The 24,209-nt window shown below is 44.3% G+C and carries 23 protein-coding genes; 13 read left to right on the top strand and 10 right to left on the bottom strand.

Annotation, left to right across the window (positions count from 1 at the left end; genetic code table 11):
* Window positions 1–9: 9 nt before the first annotated feature.
* The 4 genes from vpsN to F0265_RS10710 form a co-directional block, all read right to left on the bottom strand.
* On the bottom strand, window positions 10–528 hold the full coding sequence (gene vpsN, locus F0265_RS10695) for an exopolysaccharide export protein VpsN (protein ID WP_171748867.1): 519 nt from the start codon (window positions 526–528) through the stop codon (window positions 10–12).
* A 4-nt stretch (window positions 529–532) separates the two neighbouring features.
* Window positions 533–1,732 carry an outer membrane beta-barrel protein gene (locus F0265_RS10700; RefSeq protein WP_171749131.1) on the bottom strand — a complete coding sequence of 400 codons (1,200 nt, stop codon included), beginning with the start codon at window positions 1,730–1,732 and terminating at the stop codon, window positions 533–535.
* A gap of 12 nt (window positions 1,733–1,744) precedes the next feature.
* A complete protein-coding gene (gene vpsL, locus F0265_RS10705) occupies window positions 1,745–3,139 on the bottom strand; it encodes an exopolysaccharide biosynthesis glycosyltransferase VpsL (RefSeq protein WP_171748868.1) in 1,395 nt (464 codons plus the stop codon).
* 445 nt (window positions 3,140–3,584) lie between these two features.
* Entirely contained in the window at window positions 3,585–4,193 is a 609-nt protein-coding gene (locus F0265_RS10710; RefSeq protein ID WP_171748869.1) for a TetR/AcrR family transcriptional regulator, read from the bottom strand.
* A gap of 109 nt (window positions 4,194–4,302) precedes the next feature.
* Between F0265_RS10710 and F0265_RS10715 the strand changes: the two genes are divergently transcribed.
* Entirely contained in the window at window positions 4,303–5,463 is a 1,161-nt protein-coding gene (locus F0265_RS10715; protein WP_171748870.1) for an MBL fold metallo-hydrolase, read from the top strand.
* 158 nt (window positions 5,464–5,621) lie between these two features.
* Window positions 5,622–6,866, top strand: coding sequence for an MFS transporter (locus F0265_RS10720; protein WP_171748871.1), 1,245 nt, complete (start codon window positions 5,622–5,624; stop codon window positions 6,864–6,866).
* Window positions 6,867–7,471: 605 nt separating this feature from the next.
* Here the strand turns inward: F0265_RS10720 and F0265_RS10725 are convergent.
* The 3 genes from F0265_RS10725 to F0265_RS10735 form a co-directional block, all read right to left on the bottom strand.
* Window positions 7,472–8,569, bottom strand: coding sequence for a mechanosensitive ion channel family protein (locus tag F0265_RS10725; protein WP_171748872.1), 1,098 nt, complete (start codon window positions 8,567–8,569; stop codon window positions 7,472–7,474).
* Window positions 8,570–8,706: 137 nt separating this feature from the next.
* Window positions 8,707–9,153, bottom strand: a complete 447-nt coding sequence (locus tag F0265_RS10730) for a DUF2850 domain-containing protein (protein ID WP_171748873.1) — start codon at window positions 9,151–9,153, stop codon at window positions 8,707–8,709.
* A 186-nt stretch (window positions 9,154–9,339) separates the two neighbouring features.
* Complete coding sequence (locus tag F0265_RS10735) at window positions 9,340–10,650, bottom strand: AarF/ABC1/UbiB kinase family protein (RefSeq protein WP_171748874.1); 1,311 nt, start codon at window positions 10,648–10,650, stop codon at window positions 9,340–9,342.
* Between the two features lie 170 nt (window positions 10,651–10,820).
* On the opposite strand from F0265_RS10735, the gene F0265_RS10740 reads away from it, so the two are divergent.
* Both F0265_RS10740 and F0265_RS10745 read left to right on the top strand, forming a co-directional pair.
* Entirely contained in the window at window positions 10,821–11,102 is a 282-nt protein-coding gene (locus F0265_RS10740; protein ID WP_171748875.1) for a pyrimidine/purine nucleoside phosphorylase, read from the top strand.
* A gap of 350 nt (window positions 11,103–11,452) precedes the next feature.
* Window positions 11,453–11,740 (top strand): hypothetical protein, encoded by a 288-nt coding sequence (locus F0265_RS10745; RefSeq protein ID WP_171749132.1) that lies wholly within the window; start codon window positions 11,453–11,455, stop codon window positions 11,738–11,740.
* On the opposite strand, the gene F0265_RS10750 is transcribed toward F0265_RS10745, so the two are convergent.
* Entirely contained in the window at window positions 11,727–12,893 is a 1,167-nt protein-coding gene (locus F0265_RS10750) for a GGDEF domain-containing protein (RefSeq protein WP_171748876.1), read from the bottom strand. The genes F0265_RS10745 and F0265_RS10750 overlap by 14 nt on opposite strands.
* A 296-nt stretch (window positions 12,894–13,189) precedes the next feature.
* Window positions 13,190–14,077 (bottom strand): LysR substrate-binding domain-containing protein, encoded by an 888-nt coding sequence (locus F0265_RS10755; protein ID WP_171748877.1) that lies wholly within the window; start codon window positions 14,075–14,077, stop codon window positions 13,190–13,192.
* Window positions 14,078–14,167: 90 nt separating this feature from the next.
* Between F0265_RS10755 and F0265_RS10760 the strand changes: the two genes are divergently transcribed.
* Entirely contained in the window at window positions 14,168–15,079 is a 912-nt protein-coding gene (locus F0265_RS10760; protein ID WP_171748878.1) for a DMT family transporter, read from the top strand.
* A gap of 4 nt (window positions 15,080–15,083) precedes the next feature.
* Here F0265_RS10760 and F0265_RS10765 read toward each other — a convergent pair whose 3' ends face one another.
* Window positions 15,084–15,683 (bottom strand): alpha-ketoglutarate-dependent dioxygenase AlkB, encoded by a 600-nt coding sequence (locus F0265_RS10765; RefSeq protein ID WP_171748879.1) that lies wholly within the window; start codon window positions 15,681–15,683, stop codon window positions 15,084–15,086.
* A gap of 198 nt (window positions 15,684–15,881) precedes the next feature.
* Here F0265_RS10765 and F0265_RS10770 point away from each other — a divergent pair, with 198 nt between their 5' ends.
* The 8 genes from F0265_RS10770 to gntR all read left to right on the top strand — a co-directional run bounded on the left by F0265_RS10770 (window position 15,882) and on the right by gntR (window position 24,189).
* Window positions 15,882–17,255, top strand: a complete 1,374-nt coding sequence (locus F0265_RS10770) for a diguanylate cyclase (protein WP_171748880.1) — start codon at window positions 15,882–15,884, stop codon at window positions 17,253–17,255.
* Between the two features lie 85 nt (window positions 17,256–17,340).
* Window positions 17,341–17,775, top strand: a complete 435-nt coding sequence (locus F0265_RS10775; RefSeq protein WP_171748881.1) for an Mpo1-like protein — start codon at window positions 17,341–17,343, stop codon at window positions 17,773–17,775.
* 271 nt (window positions 17,776–18,046) lie between these two features.
* The gene (locus F0265_RS10780) at window positions 18,047–19,063 is read left to right on the top strand and encodes a TRAP transporter substrate-binding protein (protein WP_006960566.1); all 1,017 of its coding nucleotides are present in this window, start codon (window positions 18,047–18,049) and stop codon (window positions 19,061–19,063) included.
* Between the two features lie 66 nt (window positions 19,064–19,129).
* Entirely contained in the window at window positions 19,130–19,687 is a 558-nt protein-coding gene (locus F0265_RS10785) for a TRAP transporter small permease subunit (protein ID WP_171748882.1), read from the top strand.
* On the top strand, window positions 19,680–20,996 hold the full coding sequence (locus F0265_RS10790; RefSeq protein ID WP_171748883.1) for a TRAP transporter large permease subunit: 1,317 nt from the start codon (window positions 19,680–19,682) through the stop codon (window positions 20,994–20,996). The genes F0265_RS10785 and F0265_RS10790 overlap by 8 nt, the downstream gene beginning before the upstream one ends.
* Before the next feature lie 85 nt (window positions 20,997–21,081).
* The gene (locus tag F0265_RS10795) at window positions 21,082–21,582 is read left to right on the top strand and encodes a gluconokinase (protein WP_171748884.1); all 501 of its coding nucleotides are present in this window, start codon (window positions 21,082–21,084) and stop codon (window positions 21,580–21,582) included.
* Complete coding sequence (gene gndA / locus F0265_RS10800; protein ID WP_171748885.1) at window positions 21,579–23,072, top strand: NADP-dependent phosphogluconate dehydrogenase; 1,494 nt, start codon at window positions 21,579–21,581, stop codon at window positions 23,070–23,072. The genes F0265_RS10795 and gndA overlap by 4 nt, the downstream gene beginning before the upstream one ends.
* Window positions 23,073–23,187: 115 nt before the next feature.
* Window positions 23,188–24,189, top strand: coding sequence for a gluconate operon transcriptional repressor GntR (gntR, locus tag F0265_RS10805; protein ID WP_171748886.1), 1,002 nt, complete (start codon window positions 23,188–23,190; stop codon window positions 24,187–24,189).
* The last annotated feature ends 20 nt before the right edge of the window (window positions 24,190–24,209 follow it).

Genomic DNA, 24,209 nt, shown 5'->3' on the forward strand with positions numbered 1-24,209 from the left:
AATATTCAATTAAAAGAAGCTTTCTTCAACGGTGATGATGTCACCAGGTTGGATTCGGTGAAGTAGGGAGACGCGAGTCGGTGTTGAATCTGGCTCGTCGCTGGACGAAACGAAGATTTTTGACTTTGAAGCTCGCTCAGTAAATCCACCCGCAATAGTAATGGCTTTATTAACGGTTAGGCCGGGATGAAACGGGTAACCGCCGGACGTGATGACTTCGCCGTTGATAAAGTAAGGACGATATTCCACGACACTGACATAAACGTTCGGATTGACCAGATAGCCGTCAAGCAATCCATCGTGAATGGATTGTTTGACTTCTCTTAGCGTGCGACCTTTGAGGGCGATGCTGCCAAGGAAAGGATAATCGATAGATCCACTATCACTAACGCGGGTTTCCAGTGACAGTTCAGGTTCGTCATAAACCTGCACCTTAATCAGGTCGCCAACACCAAGGTGATAAAGCTCATCGTTAGCAAGCGCTTGAAACGAAATACAAAGCAGCAGAATTGAAAATAGAGATCTCATGAGTTTACATCACACCTTCTACTGCTACGTAATAGACAGACTGGTCATAGCTAAAGTTGCTTAGGTTAGAATCGCGAGATTCGTATGACACTCCGCCTTTGAACGTTAACCAACGACGAAAATCGTAATCAAGGTAAACACTCGCTTTGGAGGTATCGTCTTTGCGACTACTGTCTGTGTAATCTTCAGATAGGTAAGAAAGCTCAGTGTGCGTCGAGATAATTTCTGACCAGTTGTGTGACCAATTTGCGTTGTAAACTGAGGTATCAATTGCACCGCCTAAACCATTAGGGTCAGTGGATTTACGGCTGGATTTCAGTTCGAGTGCTGAGTAGCTTCTCAGCATGTACGCGACGTCAACGTCCCACGAAAATGAGTCAAAATCCTCTCGCTGTGGCGTGTCAAACTCTTTGTTTTGATAACCAATCTTGACACTGCCGCGTAGCTTGCCGGTGGCATCCCATGAGGTACCTAGGTAAACAAAGTGGTGTAAGCTGTCGCGTTCACTGGAGCCCGGCGCCACTTCGTTATAGCTACGGTCATTGACGATGTACTGTGCTAGTAGCGATGTTTTAGGAAACGCTTTGTAGAAGAAAGCAGTACTGAATCGTCCTTCGTCCCAATCTTGATATCGAGTCACATTTCGGTTGTTCTTGTACGACAAATCACCCCAGCCAACATTCGCTTCTATTTGGCCTTTTGCTTCAGTGCTGCCATAGCGATAGCCAAGATTGAAAGAGTTCGAGACATATTTGTTGTAGTCGAGGTTGGAGGTTGTATCGTTGTCACCACGGTTTTCATGTGTTTTGGCTAAGCTGTAACGCAGATCGAGTGCATTTCTTGAGTTCGCTTCCCAGTAACTGGTCAGGTCAAGAAAATGATCGGTATAGTTGTCGCGTTGTGAGCTGAAAAATTCACCACGTTGGATACGATAGCCGAGATTGTGCTTTTGTTTGTCACTTTCCAGCTCAAACCCGACACCGGGTTCATAGACAGCGAACCAAGAGCTGGTTTCATCAAACTCTTCTTTCGCTACGTTACTGTTATAGCCGCTGTAGAGGTTCAGATAAGGCACAATTGCGATGCCCGATTCTGTTTCAATTGGCACAGGTGTTGGCGCCGCATAGACCGAGTGAGAAACCGCAAGAGTCAGAAACCCGCTTGTGATTGATGTGAGTTTGTTGAATCTATTCATAATAAACATCATGTCCATGACTTAATAGGCATTTTTGCCAACAAAACCTTTGAAAACGGTAAGAAAAACAATCTTAATATCGAACCATAGAGACCATCTGTGGATGTAATCTAGGTCGAATTGCACGCGCTTTTCCATCTTGTCGATGGTGTTGGTTTCACCGCGCCATCCGTTTACCTGAGCCCAACCTGTAATGCCTGGTTTCACTTTATGGCGCAACATGTAGCGGTTCACAATAGTGCGATACTCTTCGTTGTGCGCGACAGCGTGAGGGCGTGGGCCAACAATAGACATACGGCCTTGCAGCACGTTGATAAACTGAGGGAGCTCGTCCAATGAAGTACGACGAATGAAAGCCCCGAATTTAGTCACTCGCGGGTCGTTTTTCGTTGCCTGAGCGACCTTAGCGCCATTGTCCATGACCTTCATGCTACGGAATTTCCACACTTTGATCGGTTTACCATCTAGGCCGTATCGAAGCTGCTTAAAAATAATGGGGCCCGGAGAAGATATTTTTACACCGATCGCGACGGCAAGAAGAACTGGGCTGATCAACACAAGAATTAAGCTGCTCAAAACCAAATCTTCTAAGCGTTTTAACCAAGTCGATAACCCATTAAACGGCGTGTCGAATATGCTGAATGCGTTGACTTCGCCTATGGTATACCAGCGGGAGTGCAATAGGTTAAACGTGAAAAAGTCGGGCACGACATACGTATTTACAGTACTGTCAGAGAAGGCCTCCAAAATATCTGAAATACGTTTTTGTGCCTGCATTGGCAAAGCAATATAGATATTTTGCACTTCGCCATTTTTGGCTAAGGCTAATGCATCTTTTATTGTGCCTAATATAGGTAAGTCACTGGTCAGCCGCTTCGGCTCTCGGTCATCATAGAAACCCGTGAGTTTAATTCCTAATTCTGGGTGATTACGCAAGTTCTTTGATAGTTCTAATCCCTGCGGGGTTAAACCTACAATCGCTGCTTTTTTTGTATGAACGCCTCGCTGGTGGAGATAATAAAGCGCCATGAAAGCGAACGTACGCCAAATAAGAAGAGCTGCGAAAGTGAGAACAATCCAATAACCAATAATTAGACGGGAAAAGTCTGGGCCAGTTTTCGAAAAATAGCTGAGTAACGTGAGACCGCCAACGGTAGAGATCCAACAAAAAGAAGTATAAAGCGCCAGAGAACGAAGTTTAGCAGTACGCCAATGGCTGTATATATCCAGACTTTCAGCGATGAAAGAGTAGATGATAACACCCAACAGACCTGCAGAGATGTAGCCTAAGGTAACAATGTGGGCATTTGCTTTGATAGCAATATACAACGCACAGAGTATTACCAAGCAGTCAATAAGACGATAAAAGACTTTACCGTGATAATTGGTAATACGTATCCTTCCTCGTTCACTCATTGTGAGCTCCTGAAATACATGTAATCCCTGTAAGGTTTTAACAAATAAAAATAGCAAGGCGCATTTTTATAACATCTTTATATAGGTTGCAATGATATAGGGTGGCTCAATATTAAGACTGATGGCGTATTGTTTTAGATTGAGAGAAATAGATTAAATTACTCACTAATAAATAGTGGGTTAGATAATTATTAGATGTTTTACTCAATAATTTGGGCGTGTATTTCTTATTTATTTCAATTTCTAATTTGGATGAAAATAATTAAGAATTCTCAAAATAGAAACAATAATAATCGTTCAAAATTCTTATTTATAAGAATTATTAGTGTTAGCTATTTACAACTGGAATTTGCTTTAGGGTTAGACTTTATTTAGTTATTGCTAATTAAATGATTATCAGAAAGGGAGGCAAGAACTTGACTTGCTATTCTTGCCTAAAGAGATGTTATTTCGTCTGATAACGTGCAACGAAGGTGTGAGTTGCACACTCTACTGCACTTTTCAGTAGCTCACAGTTTGCTGGAGGTTGATGCCCAAGCAGCTGAGGCCAAAAAACGACGGCTTTAATGCTGCCGATAAACTGCTCAACAGCCATAGATATGTCATCGACTTCAAGCACCCCAGCCTCAATTCCTTGTTTTACCCACTGATTAAGACCGTAAGAATCTTCGATAGCCTCAAAACGTTTCATCAGCAACTGAGAAGTGTGAGGGCATCGAATACATTCCGCCATGACTAAGCGTGCGGTCATCTGAAAATCGTCAGTATTGATGTAGCACATCTGTTTGAGTGTGATATCGATAAGTTGTGCTGCGACTGACAAAGAAGGTTCAAATTTCAGCTCACATTGTTCATCAAAGCGACATATTAGCTTATCTACAATGACCTCAAATAGAGCATCTTTGTTTGGGTAGTATTTGTATAACGTGCGTTTTGAAACCCCAGCATGTTTCGAAATACCTTCCATACTGGCCTGCTCAAAGCCTTTTTGAGAGAAAACTTCAATGGCGGATCTGATGATATCTTCTTGTTTTATATCGCTTCGTTTAATCATGCACTCATCTCAAGATACTTAAAGTAAACGATGGTGTTTACTTTTAATATTGCAGTGTCTAAAGTATACACCATCGTTTACTTTCTTGGGTAGCCACTAGGTCATGAAAATGAGCAATAGGATCAAAGCATCGGTAAATTCAGCACTAGGTGTCATGGGATTCAGCCAGCTTCTTAACACCGAAAGCGGTGTTGAGCGTCAACAGAGCGAGCGGCTGAGAGCGAAAAGAATCGTCAACTCAAAGCAATTTAAAAATGGCAAAGTAGTGGCTAGAATGCCTAACGTGCCAAGCCCAGAGAGTATGTCTGCAGTGATGTGGAAATTCTTTTTCCAACGAGGCTCCCTCAAGCCTCAAACCATGTTGCCTCATGTTCCCGTCAATATGGTCAAACTGGCACAACGCAGTGATGATATGCGTGTTACTTGGTTAGGACACTCCAGTCTATTTATCGATATAGACCGAACACGAATCCTTATTGACCCTGTGTTTGAGCATGCATCACCTTGGGTGGCGAAGAAGCTTTTTTCTCGCAATGTAAAAACGCCGGTGAAACGTGATGAATTACCTCTACCAGACGCCATTGTCATTTCACATGATCACTATGACCATTTAGAAGAGTCGACGATTCGTTACTACGCCGATAAAGATGTCGTTTTTATGGTGCCATTAGCGGTAGGGCGCCATTTAGAAAAGTGGGGCGTAAGCTCTGCTAAGATCCAAGAATTAGATTGGTGGGAGTCGACCACCATCAATGGTGTTAAGCTGACTGCAGCCCCAGCAAACCATAATTCTGGCCGTACTGGTTTTGATTCCAATAGTACGCTTTGGGCTTCTTGGGCCATCCATGGCAAATCTGGCTCATTGTTTTACAGCGGTGATTCAGCGTACGACACACATTTTAAAGAGATCGGAAAAAAACTCGGACCGTTTGATATGGCATTCATCGAAGTGGCCGCCAATGTGAAAGAGGGCAAAGGTTTCCCTGTCGAAAACTGGGGGCATATGCAAGCGCGACATACGATGCAGGCATTTATGGATCTAGGCGCAGAGCAATTGTTCCCAGTTCATTGGTCCACTTTCGAGCTGTTTGCTCACAGGTGGGATGAGCCCATGACTGATCTCATCGAAGAAGCCAAAGTTACGGGCGCGAAATTAGTGACACCTATGGTTGGAGAAACACTTGAGCTCAATGATGAGATAAATACGTCATTCTGGTGGAAAAACCAGAATGAAAAGTGGGTAAAAGGCGATTTATGCTTTCAGAATTAGATACTATAACTATTTAAAAAATAAGCGATATTTTGACTAGGCCTGCGTATTGTGGGCCTTTTTATTGGAATTATAAATAACGCTATCTTTTACATTTAAAACTCATATACTCTAAGTTAACACTTATGCAACAAGCTGGTTAATGAAGGAGTAAGCCAATGGATAGAGAACAAAGTCTTTTTCAATGGGAAAGGGTGAAACGTTTTAACTTTTCCGTTTGGACAGTTCTGATTGGCGTACTCATTGCCCGGACTAGTTATTTCATGGCTTGGCCGTTTTTGATCGTCTTCCTCTATCAGGATTATGGCACCTCTGCGATCGAGGTCGGTTCCATGCTGGCAGCGTCTGCCTTGATAGGTTCAGTTGCTGGGCTCTATTCGGGGTATCTATCTGACAAGTTCGGCAGAAAGTGGCTGATGTCGGCAGGCTGTATCATCGCTTTTTTTGCGTATAACGGCATCGCTTTGGCGAGTGAAGTTTGGCATTTCTACATTCTCATTCTCTTTACTGGCTTGATGCATCCTCTTATCGATGGGCCAGCTAAGGCGGTGTTAGGAGATTCTCTTGATGATTTGAAAGATCGAGAGCTGGCACTTAACACACGTTACTTTTTGCTTAATATTGGTGGAGCAATAGGGCCTCTTATTGGTGTCACGCTAGCGTTATCGGATCCTCAAAGCTTGTTTATGGTGACTGGCTTTACTCACTTGGTGTATTGCTTCTGGATTCTTTTTGGGATTGAACGTAAAGGGAAGTTTAAGCAACCTGATCGTTCACAATTGCCCAATTTCCGCCAGACGTTGAAAGTTATTAGTAAAGACCGAATCTTCGTCTTGTTGATGTTGGCTAACCTAATGTTGATGTTCGTTTACGCACAACTCGAATCGTCAGTTCCTCAGGTTATTGTGCGAAGTGGTATTGAAGAGTCGGCCACTTTGATAGCGATGTTGCTGTTTATCAACACTGCGACCATTGTTCTTTTTCAGTTCCCACTACTTAAATTGATGGAAAAACTTCCCCTTTTTACCCGCACTCGCATAGGGATGATCCTGATTGCTATTGGGCAACTGGCATTCATTCTGTCACCAAAAGATGCCGCAATAGGCTGGGCGATAGCCAGCTTTATTATCAGCCTCGGAGAGGTGGTGACTTTCCCAACCATTAACGTTCAAATTGACCGACTCGCGCCCGCCCACCTGAGGGGCTCTTACTTTGGTGCGACGGCGCTCTATACATTGGGCTTTGCAATTGGTCCATTGCTTGGGGGAATGATGATTGAGTGGTTAGGCGCCAACTGGTTATTTGGTTTCTGCTTTATCGTCTGTCTATCAATGATCTGGCTCTATTGGTATGCCGAACACGCCGAAGACCCAGTGGAAAGAGAACCTGTAACTCAAACATAAACAGAAGCCCTCGAATGAGGGCTTCTATTAAATGTGCGCAAGCCTTCTTATTCGAATTCAAAAGGAAGGTGTACGATGCTTTCCAATTTTGATAGCGAATCCCCGTCGGCAAAGTACTTTATTATTTGTTTAGCACTTTTTACGACATGCTCTCTATAGTTCTGATAATGCACCGTGTTGTTTGTAGGAAGCCAAGGCACTGATGCTATCAATGTCACGCTGCTACTTTGAGATTCTATACAGAATGAGAACAGGTTGTGATAGCCGTGAGAAGCCATAACTCTTGTGTATTCAGAGCTGTAATTACCTAAATTGTTTGGGAAACAAACTGTTCCGGCGTGTTTACGTGTATAGGCAAATGTGTCGTCCAACTCATCATACTTGTTTTGATAGTATGTGTTCTTATACGTATCAGGGACATTGGATAAGATTTGAGTGTTGTTGCGACATTCAAGTTGTATGGAAATATAGACCTCGTTGTGGTCTAACATTTTGTTAATGTCAGTCGTTATACTCATCAAAACCCTTAGCTATACAGCGTTTGACTATCAAAGATATGAATTGTTGCCAACCAGAATTCGCTGGTGTGAGTTAGCATTTATCTTCTATTGGAGCCCATCTTGCGTTTGTTCGTCTGAAAATTTCGGCTCAAATTTCAAGGTTTGAGTTGGGTACGCGATATCAGCGTCATGCTTGTGAATGATAGACATGATTTTTAATAGAACATCTTCTTTGACTTCATGATAGCGAATCCAGTTAACGGTTTTGGTAAAGGTATACACCATCATTTGTAGCGATGACGGGCCAAATGCGTTGAAGTTGACGATAAGAGTCTGCTTGGTATCAATATCAGGGTGATTTCTCAGCATTGTCTTAATGTCTTTTACGATTTGAGCGACCTTCTCACCATCATCGTAGCGAACACCAATAGTCTCTTTGATTCTTCGGTTGAGCATTCGTGATGGGTTCTCCACCACTATGTTGCTGAATACTGAGTTAGGAACATAAAGAGGTCGTTTGTCGAAAGTGCGGATAATCGTCATTCGCCATCCGATGCGCTCGACGGTGCCTTCGATCTGGCGATCCGGAGAGCGGATCCAGTCTCCGACTTTAAATGGGCGATCGAAGTAAATCATCATGCCGCCAAAGAAGTTAGAGAGGAGGTCTTTAGCTGCTAAACCCACAACCAAGCCACCGACACCACCAAAGGTTAGTAGACCAGATAGGCTTAAACCAAAGGCCTGCATGATGGTCAGCATACCAATGGTAATGAAGAACAGCCTTGATACTTTGGCTATTGCTTGAACAGTCGTCTCGTCTCTAGACTTCTGTTTTAAAACGTATTCTTCAACATTGTTAATTAATCGCATGGTGATCCAGATAAAGATGGCGATCACCAAGAGAAGTTTTAAAGTACTTAGCCAATTGAGCTTAGAGTCCATGTAGTCTTGTAGAATGAATCCAAGCGAAATCGTTGCAGGCCAGCACCAAATCAGTGTACTGACGGGCGTTTTGAGTGCATGTAGAACCAAATCATCCCAGTGGAATTGGGTTTTACTGACGAGAATCTCTAGTCGACCGTAGATGATGCGCCACGCGATCCAGGCGAAGAAACTTGCGGCAGTGATGAACAAAACGTTGGTATCCCAGCTTTGCAGCATAGTTACCAAGCTCTGTGGCAATAAAGCAACTAACTCATTCATTTATTAGGTCTTATTGTTAACGTCATAGGGGTAAGTATAAAGGCTTGTCAGTAGGCAAACTACCGACATTTTTCCTACAGGTTTTATTCGTCTTCATTGTCGATGGGGAAAAGGCTAAGTATTAAACGAAGGTTTGTTTACTTCTTGCTACTGAAATGCTCAGATAACGCCGCTCGGCGATTCTTGGCAGAGCCGCCGCCACCTTCCATATCAACAGTGTCTTCGTAACCGGCTTTGATAAATTTTTGGGTTGGGCTGTTTGGTTCTAGACGACGAAGTTGTGGCGATTTGAAGGTGCCTGCAATTTGATAAATTGAAATACCACCGCCCGTTGTTACCGTCACTATTTTTCCGTCAAAGTCGAAGTTAGTGGTGATTAAACGGTCGTTTCGATAAACGCCGATTTCGTTAAACGTCAGGATTTCGGTATTGTATACAGGAGTGCCGATTTCGATCCAACGGCCGTAGACGTGCTTGGGATTAATGTAATCTTTATAGCTGAAAAAAAGCAGAGCCGCAAAAGCTACCGCCAATATGACAAATAGCGTAGCGAAAGATAATTTTACAAAAGCTTCTTTTTCCATGTAAGAGCGCTTTCTAAATCTGGGTGCATTGGTTGTTCTGTTTAACGCCACATTAAACTGCTCTGATCAGCGAAACTAATTCGAAAGTTTACCTTTAATTTGTTCGCTGTGGTGCAAGAGTTTTCTCATTGACATCGATTATCAATAATAAGTTTGATCTTCAGCCCAAAAAATGCACAGTTAATTTCAGTCAATATAAGGTGCCACCAACGCCTTAACATTCACTTTTGCTTTTAATCTTGCTGCTAATAAGTATAGCCCGCCTATCTTACGATGGAGAAACAGTGCATCTGCTGGAGGAGTATGCCAGTAGTTCTTTTCCATACTTAACACTGTCCCTGCTTCCCTCAATCTCATGGATAAATCACTTACGCCAAAATCGTACTCCCCATCATGAAGCATGGGCTCACAAGCCTGTTCGACCAGGTTTAAAATGGCTTCTTTCTGTTGTTTTTCAATATCCTGACTAAAGAAGCCTATCTGAGAGAGGGCGTTATCTAATGCGTGGCTATCTTCATTGGTCACTGCTTTGAACGCTTGTTGGTAACCTTGACTGATTTTGTCGCTATATGCTCTGGTCGCACCGAAATCCAGTAGAACGACTTTTTGACTCTCCGGGTTATACAGGTAATTCGCAAAGTTGGGATCGGTTTGTACCAGTTGATATTCAAACAGCTCTCGGAAAAGGAGAGATAGTAACGCAGTCATTACCTTATCACGGGTGATTTGGTCGCAATCGCAGAGCGTTTCAACGGGTTGCCCCTCCAGATAAGACATGGTTAACACGGTTTCTGAACTTGTTTCAGGGTAAACTCTCGGCACTTCAAAACGTGTATCGTCGATCAAATGACTGCGATACGTTTCGAGAAACTCGGCTTCTTTTTCATAGTTGGCTTCGTCATGAAGCTGTTCCTTGGCTTGCTGAAGAAGGCCATCGATATCGACATTTTTGGGAATTAGGCCGACAAGGTTGAGAAGCGTCGCTACATTGTCCACATCGCTGTCGATACTTTTTCTTATGCCAGGATATTGCACTTTGACCGCTACGGGATCGCCTGCATCTGTATGAGCAAAGTGCACTTGTCCAATTGAAGCGCTGGCTATCGGCTTAAAGTTAAATGACAAGAATTGAGACTTCCAATCATCACCTAACCCGCTCGACATGACTTGCGCGAGTTGTTTTGCCAACATGGGATTGGCGTCAGATCGTAAGCGAGCCAAAATATCCGCTAGTTCAGGAGAAAGAAGATCACCCGCATCCATAGAAAGCATTTGGCCGACTTTCATCGCCGCGCCGCGCAGATGGGCCAATTGATCAGTGAGACGTTTGATATTGGTCGGGGTCAACAATAACTCTTGTTTACTGGGTTTATTGCCTTTAATCCATTGCTTTGTTCCTTCCGCAACAACATTGGAGCCTATTTTGGTCGCCAATGATGCCATCTGGCCAAAACGAGATAATCTATTGGTTGGGATCTTGGATTCTTCCTTAGACATCGAGCATTCCCCTTAGTTTTGGATATTTATACGGCAACTCTCTGTTTTTATATCACTTTGTAAACGCACCGCCTAGCATGCGGTTGGAATACGTGCTTGCTAGGCGCGGATGATTTCGATAAAACCTAGCTCTAACGCTTAGTTTTTATCGAAAATTTCATGGAGGATGCATGATCAAAGCAAACCGTTATTTTGAAGGGAATGTACAATCTTTGGCGTTTGAGCAAGATGGCGCACAATCGAGCATAGGGGTGATGGCTCCGGGCGAGTATACATTCGGTACTGCAGCGCCAGAGTGCATGACGGTTGTTCAAGGCAGTTTAACAGTCAAACGTGTTGGCGATGATGACTGGAAAACATACACCAAAGGTGAATCCTTCAACGTAGCAGGGGACTCGTCATTTGATCTTAGAGTCGCAGTCGCAACCGCGTATTTGTGCGAATACCTCTAAGAGGATACCCAGCACGCTCGTCGCATGTATCTGTTATACAGGCGGCGAGTGTTGTCCCTATTTAGCGAAAACCACATCGATCGACAAACGATGATCTTGCCTTCGGTGAGTGGTGTATTTCCCTTCCGATCACATTTCTGTTCAAAAAAACATTTTCATATGTCTCCAAATCTTGGCAAAGACTTTGCTTGAATAAATGAGTAAAAGGGCGTGAATACAAGGCTATACAACGTATTAATTGGCTAATTATTCGGAAATTTCGAAATGTGGCTAAGTAATAAACAAGTTTGTCAGTTACATCGTTGGCTATACTTAGTTTGTGACGGAACCGCTTCGAGAGGAGGTTGATGATGGCTGTAGTACCGAAACACAAAGACCCGCATGCTCGTTACGATCCCAATCAGGAGCTTACTGCAGATCAGTTACACCGGTTTGGTAAAGTAGCGAATAAAGCGCAGGCTCGGCGTGATCAAATTGCACAGCATAACTCACTGACGATTGCTGCAAGGGCGGCCAAAGAGACCGCAATGAAACCTATTGTTGTGCCAAAGAAGGATAAACCCAACTCTGCTCGTTATGCTGCTTGGATGTTAGTTGTGATGGCTATCTGTCTATGGCTCATGTTCATGAGCCGTTAAACTTATTTATCGGAGTCACCTTCTCTGTATTGACGCTTTCAATTGCGGTAATCGCTCCTGAGTGATCACGTTGATAATATCGGTATTGGTTTTTCCCACCATGTTTTGCTGCGTACATCGCTTTGTCCGCGCAGCGTGTCAGTTCTGGTAGTGAGTCTGCATCTGTCGGATAAATAGCGACGCCAACACTGACGGTCAGTTTGTTAATTCTTTCTGTGCTTTGGTAGCTGTCTTCAAACAAGTGGCAGATACGATCCAATATGTTGTTTAGGTCCTTTATGCTTCGCACATCGTAAAGCAGTAAGACAAACTCATCACCAGCAAAACGTGCAATTGAATAGTCGTGTTTCTGCGTCTTTCTGTCTTTAGAACGAATGTTATTTTTTAACCGTTTTGAGAAGTGTTGTAAGACTCGATCCCCCACATCATGTCCGTAGGTATCATTGATGGTTTTAAAGTTATCAATGTCGAGAAACACCATTGCTGTAATCGTCGGGTCGCTGCGTACTTCTTCCAATTTCTCTATGGCCCAGCTTTCGAAGCTCCAACGATTCGCAAGCCCGGTGAGTTGATCGCGATACGCGAGATCTTCAATCCCTTCCTTGTAGAGTGATTGAATATAGTTGACGACTTTAGAGTAAAAGTAAGAAGAGGTGTTACACAATAAGCCAAGGGCAAACAAGCTGATCAGGAACCTATCTACAGAGAGCTGCAGCGGTACGGATACGATATCGGTAAACAAGCAGGTAATCGCCGTAAAAACGTAGAAGCCGCTGCTGAACAGTAATCCATAGCGGAATTCACAGACAAAAATAACGGCCGCCATAATCGGGTAAAGCCAGAGAAGGCGATCGGAAATGTGGTCGCCAAACAACAGCAACATGGCGCCTTCAAAAAGTAAAACGCACGACAATATCAAGTCTGAAACATTGGCCGATTGATTAAATTTGAGATACCAAAGATTGGCAGATAACACACCCACGCAAAGCATATTGAGTGTGCCAAACAGGTAGTTCTGGTTGGCGATATGGGTGAAGCCGTAATAAGTCAGTATAACGAGTGCAATTAGGGAGCAGAGAAGCACGACTTTGCACTTGCGAGCAGAGCGCATATCAGCCATTTCTTCTAAGTGTTGTCCTACAAAACTCGCCATTTGAACCCTTGCCCACAAATTTACAATCCGGCAATTAAAGTCTAGAAGAAAAACGAGGGTCTGAATGAAGGTATTAGAAAAGGAAATTTAATGAGATCAATGAATTATATGAGTCACATTGCTTATAATTCTATGGGTAATCTAAGACACTGAATTTTGGCGCATAGGTAACTTATTGTATTTGAAAGTCAAATACAGTAAGTGTTAATAAATTGGCGTTTTTAACTCTATGATTAATTTAGAGAAAGTGGCAATTTAGCGTCATTCTATATAATAAAACAATCTATAAGCGCCAGTTAAGTGCTGAATTCGGTACGAAGCCAATTGCGAAGTATCAGAACGTGTTCATTTTTGAGTTTCTCCGGCTGGCAAGCGAAGTAAAAATCCTGATGAGGGTTAAGGACTGGTTCGCCCACTTCGACCAGCGAGCCGTGACTGACATCATCCCGGATAAACTGTCGGTGTGTGACAAAGACACCCAGTTTGCGAATGGTTGCCTGGACGGCTTGAATTGAAGCAGAAAAACTCAAATTGTTAGCAAAGCTCGGCATGGAGAGTTGATGGCTTTCACACCATACCTGCCAGTCATATTTTCGCCTGTCGTTAGCCGCAACGATGGCGGGGTATTGAGCCAACAACGATGCTGGTGTGGTTTCTTCATCGACGAGTTCAGGGCTGGCGGCCATCACTAATTCATCTCTCGCTAAGAGCTCGCAGTAGTAATCAGGCCAGTCGTCGGTTTTTCCGTGGATGATCGCAACATCAATGCCTTCGTTTTCCATAACAAAGCTACCGATTAGGTTTGAAATGCGTATATCCAGTTGCGGTGCATACTGATTAAACCGATTGACTCGGGGAATCCACCAGTGCATCGCCAGAGAGTGGACCATATTGAGTGTCAGTCTTTGGCTTTGCTGTTCGTCAATCAAGCTTTGAGTGGCCGCAACAATTTGCTCTATTGCCGGTGCCACTTGTTTGTAATACCTGCGGCCAGCAGCGTTGAGAACCACTTTTCGTCCAGCCCGAAGAAACAACGCCTGACCGATTTGCGTTTCGAGTGATTTAATCGCTTGGCTAACCGCGGAGTGACTGACGCTCAACTCATTGGCCGCATCCGTCATACTGCCTGTTTCTGCGACAGCGATGAAAGAGTAGATAGACTTTAGTGGTGCTAGTTTTTTCATCTGTAAGTTTTTCTTACTTAACCTGTAAATATTACTCGTTTTTTATTTCTGCTTCGGACTCCTAAACTTAGCAGCAAATAGGGAGGAGTTATGCCAAGTCAGATGTACCCAGTTTTATTCATGTTGTCTTCAACATTCAGTTTGTCACTAACTGGATTGTTTTCCAAATTTTTAAGTGAGTATTTTGATGCCAATTTGCTCAGCTTTCTCCGTTTTATCTTGCCTGCGATGGTGCTTCTTTTGATGTTTATTGGCAAAGAAGTAAGGTGGCCAGATCGCAATGAACAGGTTCCACTTTGGATCAGAGCGCTCTGTATTGGCGCATGTCAGGTTTGTTTTATCTACTCGTTGCAACATCTGACTCTCGTTGAAAGTGTAGTGTTGTTTGGTACAGGACCACTATTTATTCCAGTGTTAGAAAAGCTTATATTTTCTGTTCACTTGAGTGTGATTAACATTGTGGGGCTAGTGACAACCTTTACTGGGGTTGTGTTATTGGCGGGCGATGTCAGTGGTTTCAACTTCCGACCGGAGTTATTGATTGGCCTAGCGGCTGGGGTGTTTAACGCGGGTTCGCAATTGAGTCTATACCGTATCAGTAAAAGTCGACTGAATGCTTTTGAAATCAACTTATGGACTTTCCTCTATGCTGCCGTGGTGATTACTCCGCTTTTAGCGTTCAGTTTAGCCAACGATCAAGCTATGTATCAGCCAGCTGATACCAATCCTTGGCTTATAATCACTGTGCTTGGCGTGTTGGCGTTCCTGATCATCAATACTCAAGTATTTCGCTCAAAAGCCTACAAACTTGCAGAGTCCGGCTCCCAGTTAGCTCCGCTCATCTTCACCAACTTATTGTTTACCGCGCTATGGCAGGTGTTGTTCTACAAAGAAAGTTACAATATATACCAAGTGCTAGGTCTTTCGCTCATTATCATTGCTAACGTAGCCTGCGTATTGTTACCTAAGTGGCTGAAGCGCAGAAACTTAAAAATAGCGTAAGGATTTAGTAGATGGTTCTGAAGGTGAGATTGATGCGTTCACCGATCGCTTGGCTCGTTTTAGGTAAGCCGTGTTTCCAGTAGTGTTGCATTTCACCAGCCATGATGAGCAAGCTGCCATGGCTAAGCTCAATATCATGGTTTTGCCCTGTATGTAGGTGTTTGAGAGTAAATCGCCGTGTCGCGCCAAGACTGAGAGAAGCAATAGTTGGGTTTTGTCCTAACTCAGGCTCGTTATCCTGATGAGCCCCCATCGAGTCCTGGCCATCGCGATACAAGTTAAGTAATACCGAATTGAATCTTTGGTTGGCGACGTCTTCGCATCGAGACTTCACGGATTGTAATCTTTCCGTCATTGGCATAGCAGACATCGTCAAGCCAGAGTAGGTATAGGATTTATCACCGTACCAAGCTTGCAAACGCGGTTGTAGCACACTACGTCCAAAAAGCTGTATTCGTTCCTGAGACCAAGGTGTTTCCATTTTGAGTGAAGCCATAAGTGTGTCGGCTTCATTGAATGACAAAAAGTTGTCTAGCCACAATAATCGACCATTAGGTAGGTCTATCCATCTTTGTTCATAAGGTAAGTCTTCAAACAGATCCAAAATTCACTCCCTTATCAATAATTTTATCTTTAACCGATGAAAACTCACTCAAGTTAATGTAGTTTTTATGTAAGAGCTAAAACAATAGCCATAATAATAATTATATACCTCTAACGAGTTAGATATAGAGGTGTCAGTGCTCATCGGCTAGCAAGTGAGACTTGCTCCATTGTCTGATGAGCCTTTTGTGGGGGTGGAATGAAGTATCGCTTTGACAGCCGATGGTCAGTTTCCATACTGGCGATCACACTGTTTTGTATTGCTGTAGGACTGATTGAGTCGATTGACCGTAGTCAGAAAAACTTTCTGAGAGACAGCCTATTGGGGCGAGCTAAAGAAGAGTTGTCGATTGTTCGTTCTGAACTTGAAACCGCTATTGTCTCCGATATCTTCGCGGTGAATGGCCTGTCAGCCCTTATTGCTTCGAATCCCAGTTTCGAGTATTCAGGTTGGGACTTAATCGCTTCCAGTATTATGCGCAAAGCCAGCCATGTGACGATTATTGGCTTAGCCCCCGATGACGTTATTAAGTACATTTATCCATTGAAAGGTAACGAAAAAGCGTTAGGACTTGATTACCGTACGGTTCCAGGACAATGGAGAACGGTTAAGAAGGCGCGTGAAATCGAAGAGATCTTTATTGCCGGTCCCGTCAATTTGGTTCAGGGCGGCAGGGCACTTATCGCGCGCATCCCTATTTTTACTGACCCACTATACAACCGCCACTATTGGGGCGTATGCAGTGTCGTCATTTCTCTTGAAACACTGTTTATCGATGTCGGTGTTGAAGCATTCTCTTTTAAGTACAACCTAGCGATGCGTGGTATCGACAGCTCCGGTCGGGAAGGGGAGGTGTTCTACGGTTCTCAGAGTACGTTTGATAAGGCATTTGCGATTGAAACCGTTCATTTCCCATATGGAAGTTGGACGATAGCCGCCTCAACAAAAGATGACTTACTAAAGCAGAGCGAGTGGTATCGGGTTCATGCCGTTCGTTTGTTAGGTTATCCAATGGTGCTGGTCTTGATGGCTGCTTTCGGCATGATTTTCCGTCTTTACCAAGATGCCAATCAGCGGGCATTGCATGACGAGTTAACCTCTTTGCCTAATCGACGTTACTTTATGTATACGCTTAGACATCAGTTTGATTTTATTAAACGCTCGGGTAAAGGGGATGGGTTCGCTATCCTCAATGTTGATTTAGACAAGTTTAAATCCATTAATGATACCTATGGTCATGCCGCTGGAGATAAAGTTCTGATTGCGACGGCAGAGCGAATCAAAAGTGTGCTTAGAGCTTCAGATATTGTTGCTCGGATGGGGGGAGATGAATTTTTAATTATGCTTCCGAGGTTGTCAGAAGCTGAAGATGTCGATGTTCTTAATATCGAGTTGCAGAAAGCAATTTGTCATACCCCAGTTATCTACGAGCAGCAACTCATCAACATTCACGCCAGCGTAGGATATGCCATGTTTGATCCCGAGTTTAACGACGTGGACGACATGCTTAAATTAGCGGATACCAGAATGTATGAGGAAAAGCGTCGCCAGGCAAAGCGTTCTGGATTGTAGTCACGAATCTCTCATTGTGGATCGGCACTTACTCAAGTTTCGTGCTATAGACAATATTATAAGATCATGATTTAGAGGGATAAGGATGCGAGATTTGACCCAGTGGTTAAGTGATTACGGTGAGAGTCATCAAAATCCGGTGAACCAGAAAATCCATAAAGTGGCTGTGCCGGGGATTTTCCTATCCATTGTCGGTTTAATCTGGTCGATCCCATCGATTTCGTTGCTGGGTTTTACTCTGAACTGGGTTTGGATTGTGATGCTACCTGTCATGATTTTCTACTTTAAACTGTCGCTGAGCGTGTTTCTTATGATGCTTGGTTTTACACTGGCGTGTATTTCTTTGATCTGGTCTTTGGAAATTCTTCAGGCGCCCGTGCTGCTCGTTTCACTGATCTTATTTGCCGTATTATGGATGTTGCAGTTCATTGGCCATAAGATTGAGGGTAAGAAGCCTTCATTCTTTGAAGATCTTCTCTTTCTTCTGATTGGCCCTGTCTGGGTGTTTCGCCAGAAATAGCACGTCTCTATTTAACAACATGCTTGTCTTTGCTAGCCCCCCGACTGTTGGGGGCTTTATATGTGTTTTAGATCACACTTCTTCTGCTGTTAAGCTTTCTTGCTATTAACAAAATTAAAACTTGTGACTTTTGTCATGGAAAACGTTTTCCTGTTACCGGTAACATTTATATCAAAGTTACCGGTAACATAAAATAATAATCCGGTCTCATCCCGGGCAGCTAAACTAGGCTGCATTGGAGTACATGAAACAATCTAAGGACACCCCTACTATGAAAGCGATGACAAAACCTTTGCTTGCTGCCACGTTGACAGGACTTTTTGCGACTTCGGCCTTGGCCGCTGACTTCAAACTGAAGATTCAGTCTTCTGACCCATCTGGCGACTTGAACTTTAAAGTTCAACAAAAATGGGCAGAGCGCGTAGAGAAAATGTCGAATGGCCGAATTGACATCGACCTTCTACCGGTAGGGGCAGTGGTGAAACACACTGAGACTTTAGGCGCGATCAAAATGGGTATCCTAGATGGACAAGTGACTGCAACTGGTTACTTCTCGGGTAAGGATCCTGCTTTTGGTCTAATTGGTAACATGGTTGGTGCGTGGTCGGATACGACTCAGCTACTGCAGTACATGAACTACGGTGGTGGTAATGAACTGATGACTGAGCTTTACGCGCCATATGGTGTGAAGTTTGTTGGTGCTTCAACAACGGGCGTTGAATCCTTCATCTCTAAAAAGCCGCTCAACGGTGTCGATGATTTGAAAGGTTTGAAATTACGTGCGCCAGAAGGTTTGGTTCAGCAAGTGTTTGCTGCTGCCGGTGCGACGCCTGTCAACCTGCCTGGCTCTGAAGTCTTCACTGGCTTGAGTAAAGGGGTTATTGATGCAGCAGACTATACGGTATTTTCAACCAACCAAAAAGCGGGCATGAACGACATTGCTACGCATCCTGTTCAACCGGGTTTCCACTCCTTACCACTGATCGATATTTCTGTCTCTCAGAAGAAATGGGACAAGATGCCTGAAGACTTGCAAACAATTCTTCAAACCTCAGTCCGTGACTTTTCTTATGACATGACAACGCAACTGAAAATGGCAGATCAGGCGGCGGTGAAAGAAGCGCAAGCGAACCCATCCATCACTATCCATAATTGGTCTGACGAAGAGCGTAAGAAATTCCGTGAAATTGCTAAGTCTCAATGGAAAGTGTTTGCTGAACGCTCACCAAACGCGAAAAAAGTGTATGACTCAGTAACAGGTTTCCTAGAAGAAAACGGCCTTCTTTAAGCTGAACATGTGTTCTAGCTTCTCTCAGGAGGGCGTTGCCCTCCTTCTTTTTTGGAATTGATTGGTATGAATGACAACGCCCCACATCCACCTCAGCAGCAGGATGAGCAACCGAGAAACTTTCTCGATAGAGCCATTATAAAAATCAGTAATTTGCTCAGCTGGTTATTCATCTTCACTGTATTTATCTCGTTTTATGAAGTTCTGATGCGTTATGCCTTTAACGCGCCAACGACGTGGGTTCACGAAACGGCGTCTTTCATTGGTGGTTCACTGTTTATTGTTGGGGGCATCTATGCCTTTGCTGCGAATAAGCATGTGCGAGTGGTATTAATTTACGATTCTGTGTCTGAACAGACTCGTAAATACCTCAATATTGTTCACCACCTAGTGGGTCTGGCATTTGCTGGCATGCTGGCTTACGCGTCTTTTGCGATGGCGAAAGAGTCTTGGTATGCCCCGTGGGGTGAGCTTCGCCTTGAGACGTCCGGCTCTGTGCTGAATGCACCTTACCCAGCGCTACTTAAGGGCCTGATTTTTGTCGTCCTTTGTATTCTTGTTATCCAGTTTGTCTTACACCTCATTCAGGAAATTATGGGGCTAAGGAAGAATAACGATGTTTGATTTATCTTCTATTGGCATTGCATGGAGTAGTGTGCTCATGCTGGTAATGATGATTGCCTTGCTGCTCACCGGCATGCAGTTGGCTTTTGTCACGGGCTTTGTCGCCATTTTCTTCACTCTTTGCTGGTTCGGACCAGATGCCTTGCCCTTAATCGCAAGCCGCACTTACAGTTTTGCTTCAGGCTATGTCTTCCTTGCTGTGCCTATGTTTGTTCTCATGGCGGCGCTGCTTGATCGTTCGGGTATTGCCAGAGACTTGTTTGACGCGATGAAATCAGTTGGCCGCAAAGTACGCGGTGGTGTGGCTGTACAAACCTTGCTGGTGGCGGTTCTTCTAGCATCTATGTCCGGCGTGATTGGTGGCGAAACGGTCCTGCTTGGTATTCTTGCTTTACCGCAGATGCTACGTCTTGGTTACGATCGAAAGTTAGCGATTGGTACCACCTGTGCAGGCGGTGCATTGGGCACCATGCTACCACCAAGTATTGTTCTGATTATCTATGGTATGACGGCGAGCGTATCAATTGGTGATTTGTTCAAGGCTTCGTTCTTGCCTGCATTCATTCTCGCTGGCTGTTACATCGCTTATGTATTAATTCGTTGTAAGCTCAATCCTTCATTAGCACCGATTCCCAGTGATGGTGATGAAGAAGATGAAAGACAAGTTAGTTACTTCAAGGCTCTGTTTTTCCCACTGTTGTCTGTCGCGGTTGTCCTTGGGAGCATTTACACCGGTGTCGCCTCTGTAACCGAAGCTTCTGCACTGGGCGTTGTGGGTATTATGATCTCAGCAATCATTCGCGGCGAAATGAGTATCAATATGCTCAAAGAAAGTGCCATCGCGACCATGCGCACTTGCGGCATGATCATGTGGATTGGTATTGGTGCGAGCGCATTAGTTGGAATCTACAACTTAATGGGCGGTATCGACTTCGTTGAAGAAGTCATTCTTGGCCTCAGTGGCGGTAGCCCTCTCGCGACACTGTTGATCATGATGGTGGTTTTACTGGTTCTTGGTATGTTCCTTGACTGGGTGGGCGTTGCACTGCTGACGATGCCGATTTTTGTGCCGATTATTACCAGCTTAGGTTATGACCCAGTTTGGTTTGGTGTAGTGTTCTGTCTCAATATGCAGGTTTCATTCTTGTCACCACCGTTTGGGCCAGCAGCATTCTATCTTAAGTCCGTCGCACCAAAAGACATCAGCTTAGGGGAAATCTTCAGCTCACTATTGCCATTTATTGGCCTGCAAATCTTCGTATTGAGCCTAGTGATCATGTTCCCGGATCTCGCGATGTGGTGGAAATAACCACAAAGCATTTTGAATTAGTAACGTATTGAAATTGGTATTCACAGCCTTCTGATAACTGGAAGGCTAAGGATAGTATTACCCAATGAAAGTAAAAAAAATATTAGTAATGGGCGTTTCAGGTTGTGGTAAAAGCCTGATTGGTAAAGAGCTTGCCGATAAGTTGTCTCTGCCTTTTTATGATGGCGATGATTACCATCCACAAGCCAATGTGGAAAAAATGGCACAAGGAATCCCATTAGATGATTGCGACCGTCTCGGCTGGCTAGAAACGCTAAACCGAATTTACGTTGAGAATGATGCGGCGGTGATTGCCTGCTCTGCACTCAAACCAGCGTACAGAGACATCCTTCGTCGTAACAATCAGCAATTGGCTATCGTCTATTTGAAAGGAGACTTCGATACTATTTGGTCTCGACACAAGCAACGTGCTAACCATTATTTTAATGGCGAAGCGATGCTCAAAAGTCAGTTTGAAGCCTTAGTTGAACCAAGCATCGATGAAGCGTTGTTTATCGATATTGCGTCGGATGTCGACACCGTAGTGGAATCAGCGCTTATTGCGTTGAAGGAGCAGGCGCTATGAGCCAGTCAAACATTGCGATGATTGGCCTTGGTGTGATGGGTAAAAGCCTTGCGTTGAATCTACTTGACCATGGTTTTAATGTCACCGGGTTTGATATTGATGAAGCTAACCTTCAGCGAACGGCTTCCGAAGCGACTTTAGTTTCGTGCATGGCCAACAAAGGTCAATTTGTTGCGGCGACCAATCTCTCTGAGTTACTGAAGACTTTGGAAAAACCGCGTGTGATTGCCTTGTCTGTTCCAGCCGGAGAGATTGTTGATAAAGTGATTGATGATCTACTCATCGCTGGTATCGATAGCGAAGATATTGTGATTGATACTGGTAACAGCCTTTGGACGGACTCTGAGCGCCGAGAAGCTCACTACCAAGGTAAATTGCGTTTCTTTAGTACTGCCGTTTCTGGTGGTGAAGTCGGAGCGCGAACAGGGCCAGCTCTCATGGCCAGTGGCGACCCTGCTGCTTGGGAATATGTTCGTCCGATGTGGGAAGCGATTGCCGCTAAAGTGGATGAAAAAGGTCTGCCAGTCGGGCAATTTGAGCAAGGTGATCCATGTGCTGCATACCTAGGGCCTGCGGGAGCTGGGCACTACGTTAAAATGGTTCACAATGGTATCGAATACGCTGATATGCAGCTTATCTGCGAAGCGTTTCATTTCATGTCCGATGTTCTTGATATGTCGGCTAGAGAAATCAGTGCAGTATTTTCAAGTTGGAACAAGGGTGTCCTCAATAGCTATTTGATGGAAATCAGCGCAGAGATATTGCAGACCGAAGACCCGATAACAGGACAACCGTTTGTTGATGTGGTGTTTGATAAAGCCGGTCAGAAGGGCACTGGGTTATGGACGGCGGTGAACAGCCTACAAATGGGCGCTCCTGCGCCCACCATTGCTCAAGCGGTATTTTCCCGAGCACAAAGTGCACAAAAGCAACTAAGAGTGAATGCGGAAAAAGTGCTGAAAACGCACACCAAACCTGCCGGTGGTTTTGACAAACAAGCTATGCTTGATGAGCTGCATGATGCATTATACTGCGCCAAACTCGTGGTATACGCACAGGGTTTTGACCTGCTGAAGACCACTTCTGTTGAAGAAGGCTGGAATCTAGATTTTGGTGATATCGCTAAAATTTGGCGAGCAGGGTGTATCATCCGCGCCATCTTTTTACAGGACATCGCCAAGGCCTATCAAGACGAACCTGAGTTGGAGCATCTTCTATTCGCTGATGTTTTTATTGAGCAAATCGCGCTGAGATCGTGTGGTTGGCGAAGCAGTGTGTCTAATGCGGCTATTCATGGCGTTCCAGTACCGGCTATCTCTTCTGCACTGAGTTATTTCGACTCTCTCCGTCGCGGTGTTCTGCCAGCGAATTTGCTTCAGGCTCAGCGAGATTACTTTGGAGCGCATACTTATTCTAGAGTGGATAAACCAGAAGATGAGAAGTTTCATTTAACCTGGAGTGAGCCAAACAAAACGCAACTCACGGTGTAAAAACAGAGCGTTCGCTGCAAAGCGAGCGCTTTTTTGTTATCTACACCAACAAATTCGTTTTGTTTTATGAGTAAAATGTTACCAGTAACATTAAGAGCAGAAAGAAACATCATCAATGGCCAATAAGAAAAAACGCCCTACTTTGCAAGATATTGCTGATAAAGTTGGGGTGACAAAAATGACGGTGAGTCGTTGTCTACGCGACCCTTCGCTTGTCTCTCAAGCAATACAGGAAAAGGTTAATCAGGCGGTGGAAGAGCTGGGATACATTCCTAACCGTGCACCAGATATTCTGTCCAATGCGAAATCGAATGCTATCGGTGTGCTGGTTCCTTCATTAACCAACCAGGTTTTTGCTGAAGTGATACGTGGTATTGAATCGGTGACAACACCAGCAGGTTACCAAACGATGATCGCACACTACGGCTACAGTGAAGAGCTTGAAGAAAAGAGCATTGCTTCTCTGCTGTCGTATAACGTTGATGCCATTATCCTCTCTGAGAATGTTCATACTGACAAGGCGCGTAAGATGCTGGAAACCGCATCAATCCCTGTGGTGGAAATCATGGATTCCTTCTCGCCTCGTATTGAACAGGCGGTTGGGTTTGACAATAGGCTTGCGGCTCGGGACATGACCAAAGCTATGCTAGCGCAAGGAAGAGAGAACATTGCGTATTTTGCTGCGCGGATGGATGAACGGACTCGATTAAAGATGGACGGTTATCAGTTGGCACTTGAAGAGCAGGGTAAAGCCCCTGTTACCCTCCAGACGGAGGAAGCTTCGTCTTTTACCTTGGGCGCTAAACTATTGGGTGAGCTTTTGCAAAAGCACCCTGAGGTAGACGGTATTTTTTGTACCAATGACGATTTGGCTATTGGTGCTTTGTTTGAATGTCAGAGACGTGGAATAAAGATCCCAGAGCAAATGGCGATTGTTGGATTTCATGGTCATGACATCAGTCAGGCAATGACGCCAAAACTAGCGACAGTGATTACACCACGTGAAGAGATCGGTCAAGTCGCTGCGCAGCAGTTAATTCAACGCCTTAAAGGTGTCGAAGGCTGGGAAGCGAGTATTGATTTGGGGTATCGAATCGAACTAGGAGAAAGCCTGTAATTCGCAAAATGCACTTATTT

This window comes from Vibrio sp. RE88 (genome assembly GCF_013113835.1).
Taxonomy (GTDB): Bacteria; Pseudomonadota; Gammaproteobacteria; order Enterobacterales; family Vibrionaceae; genus Vibrio.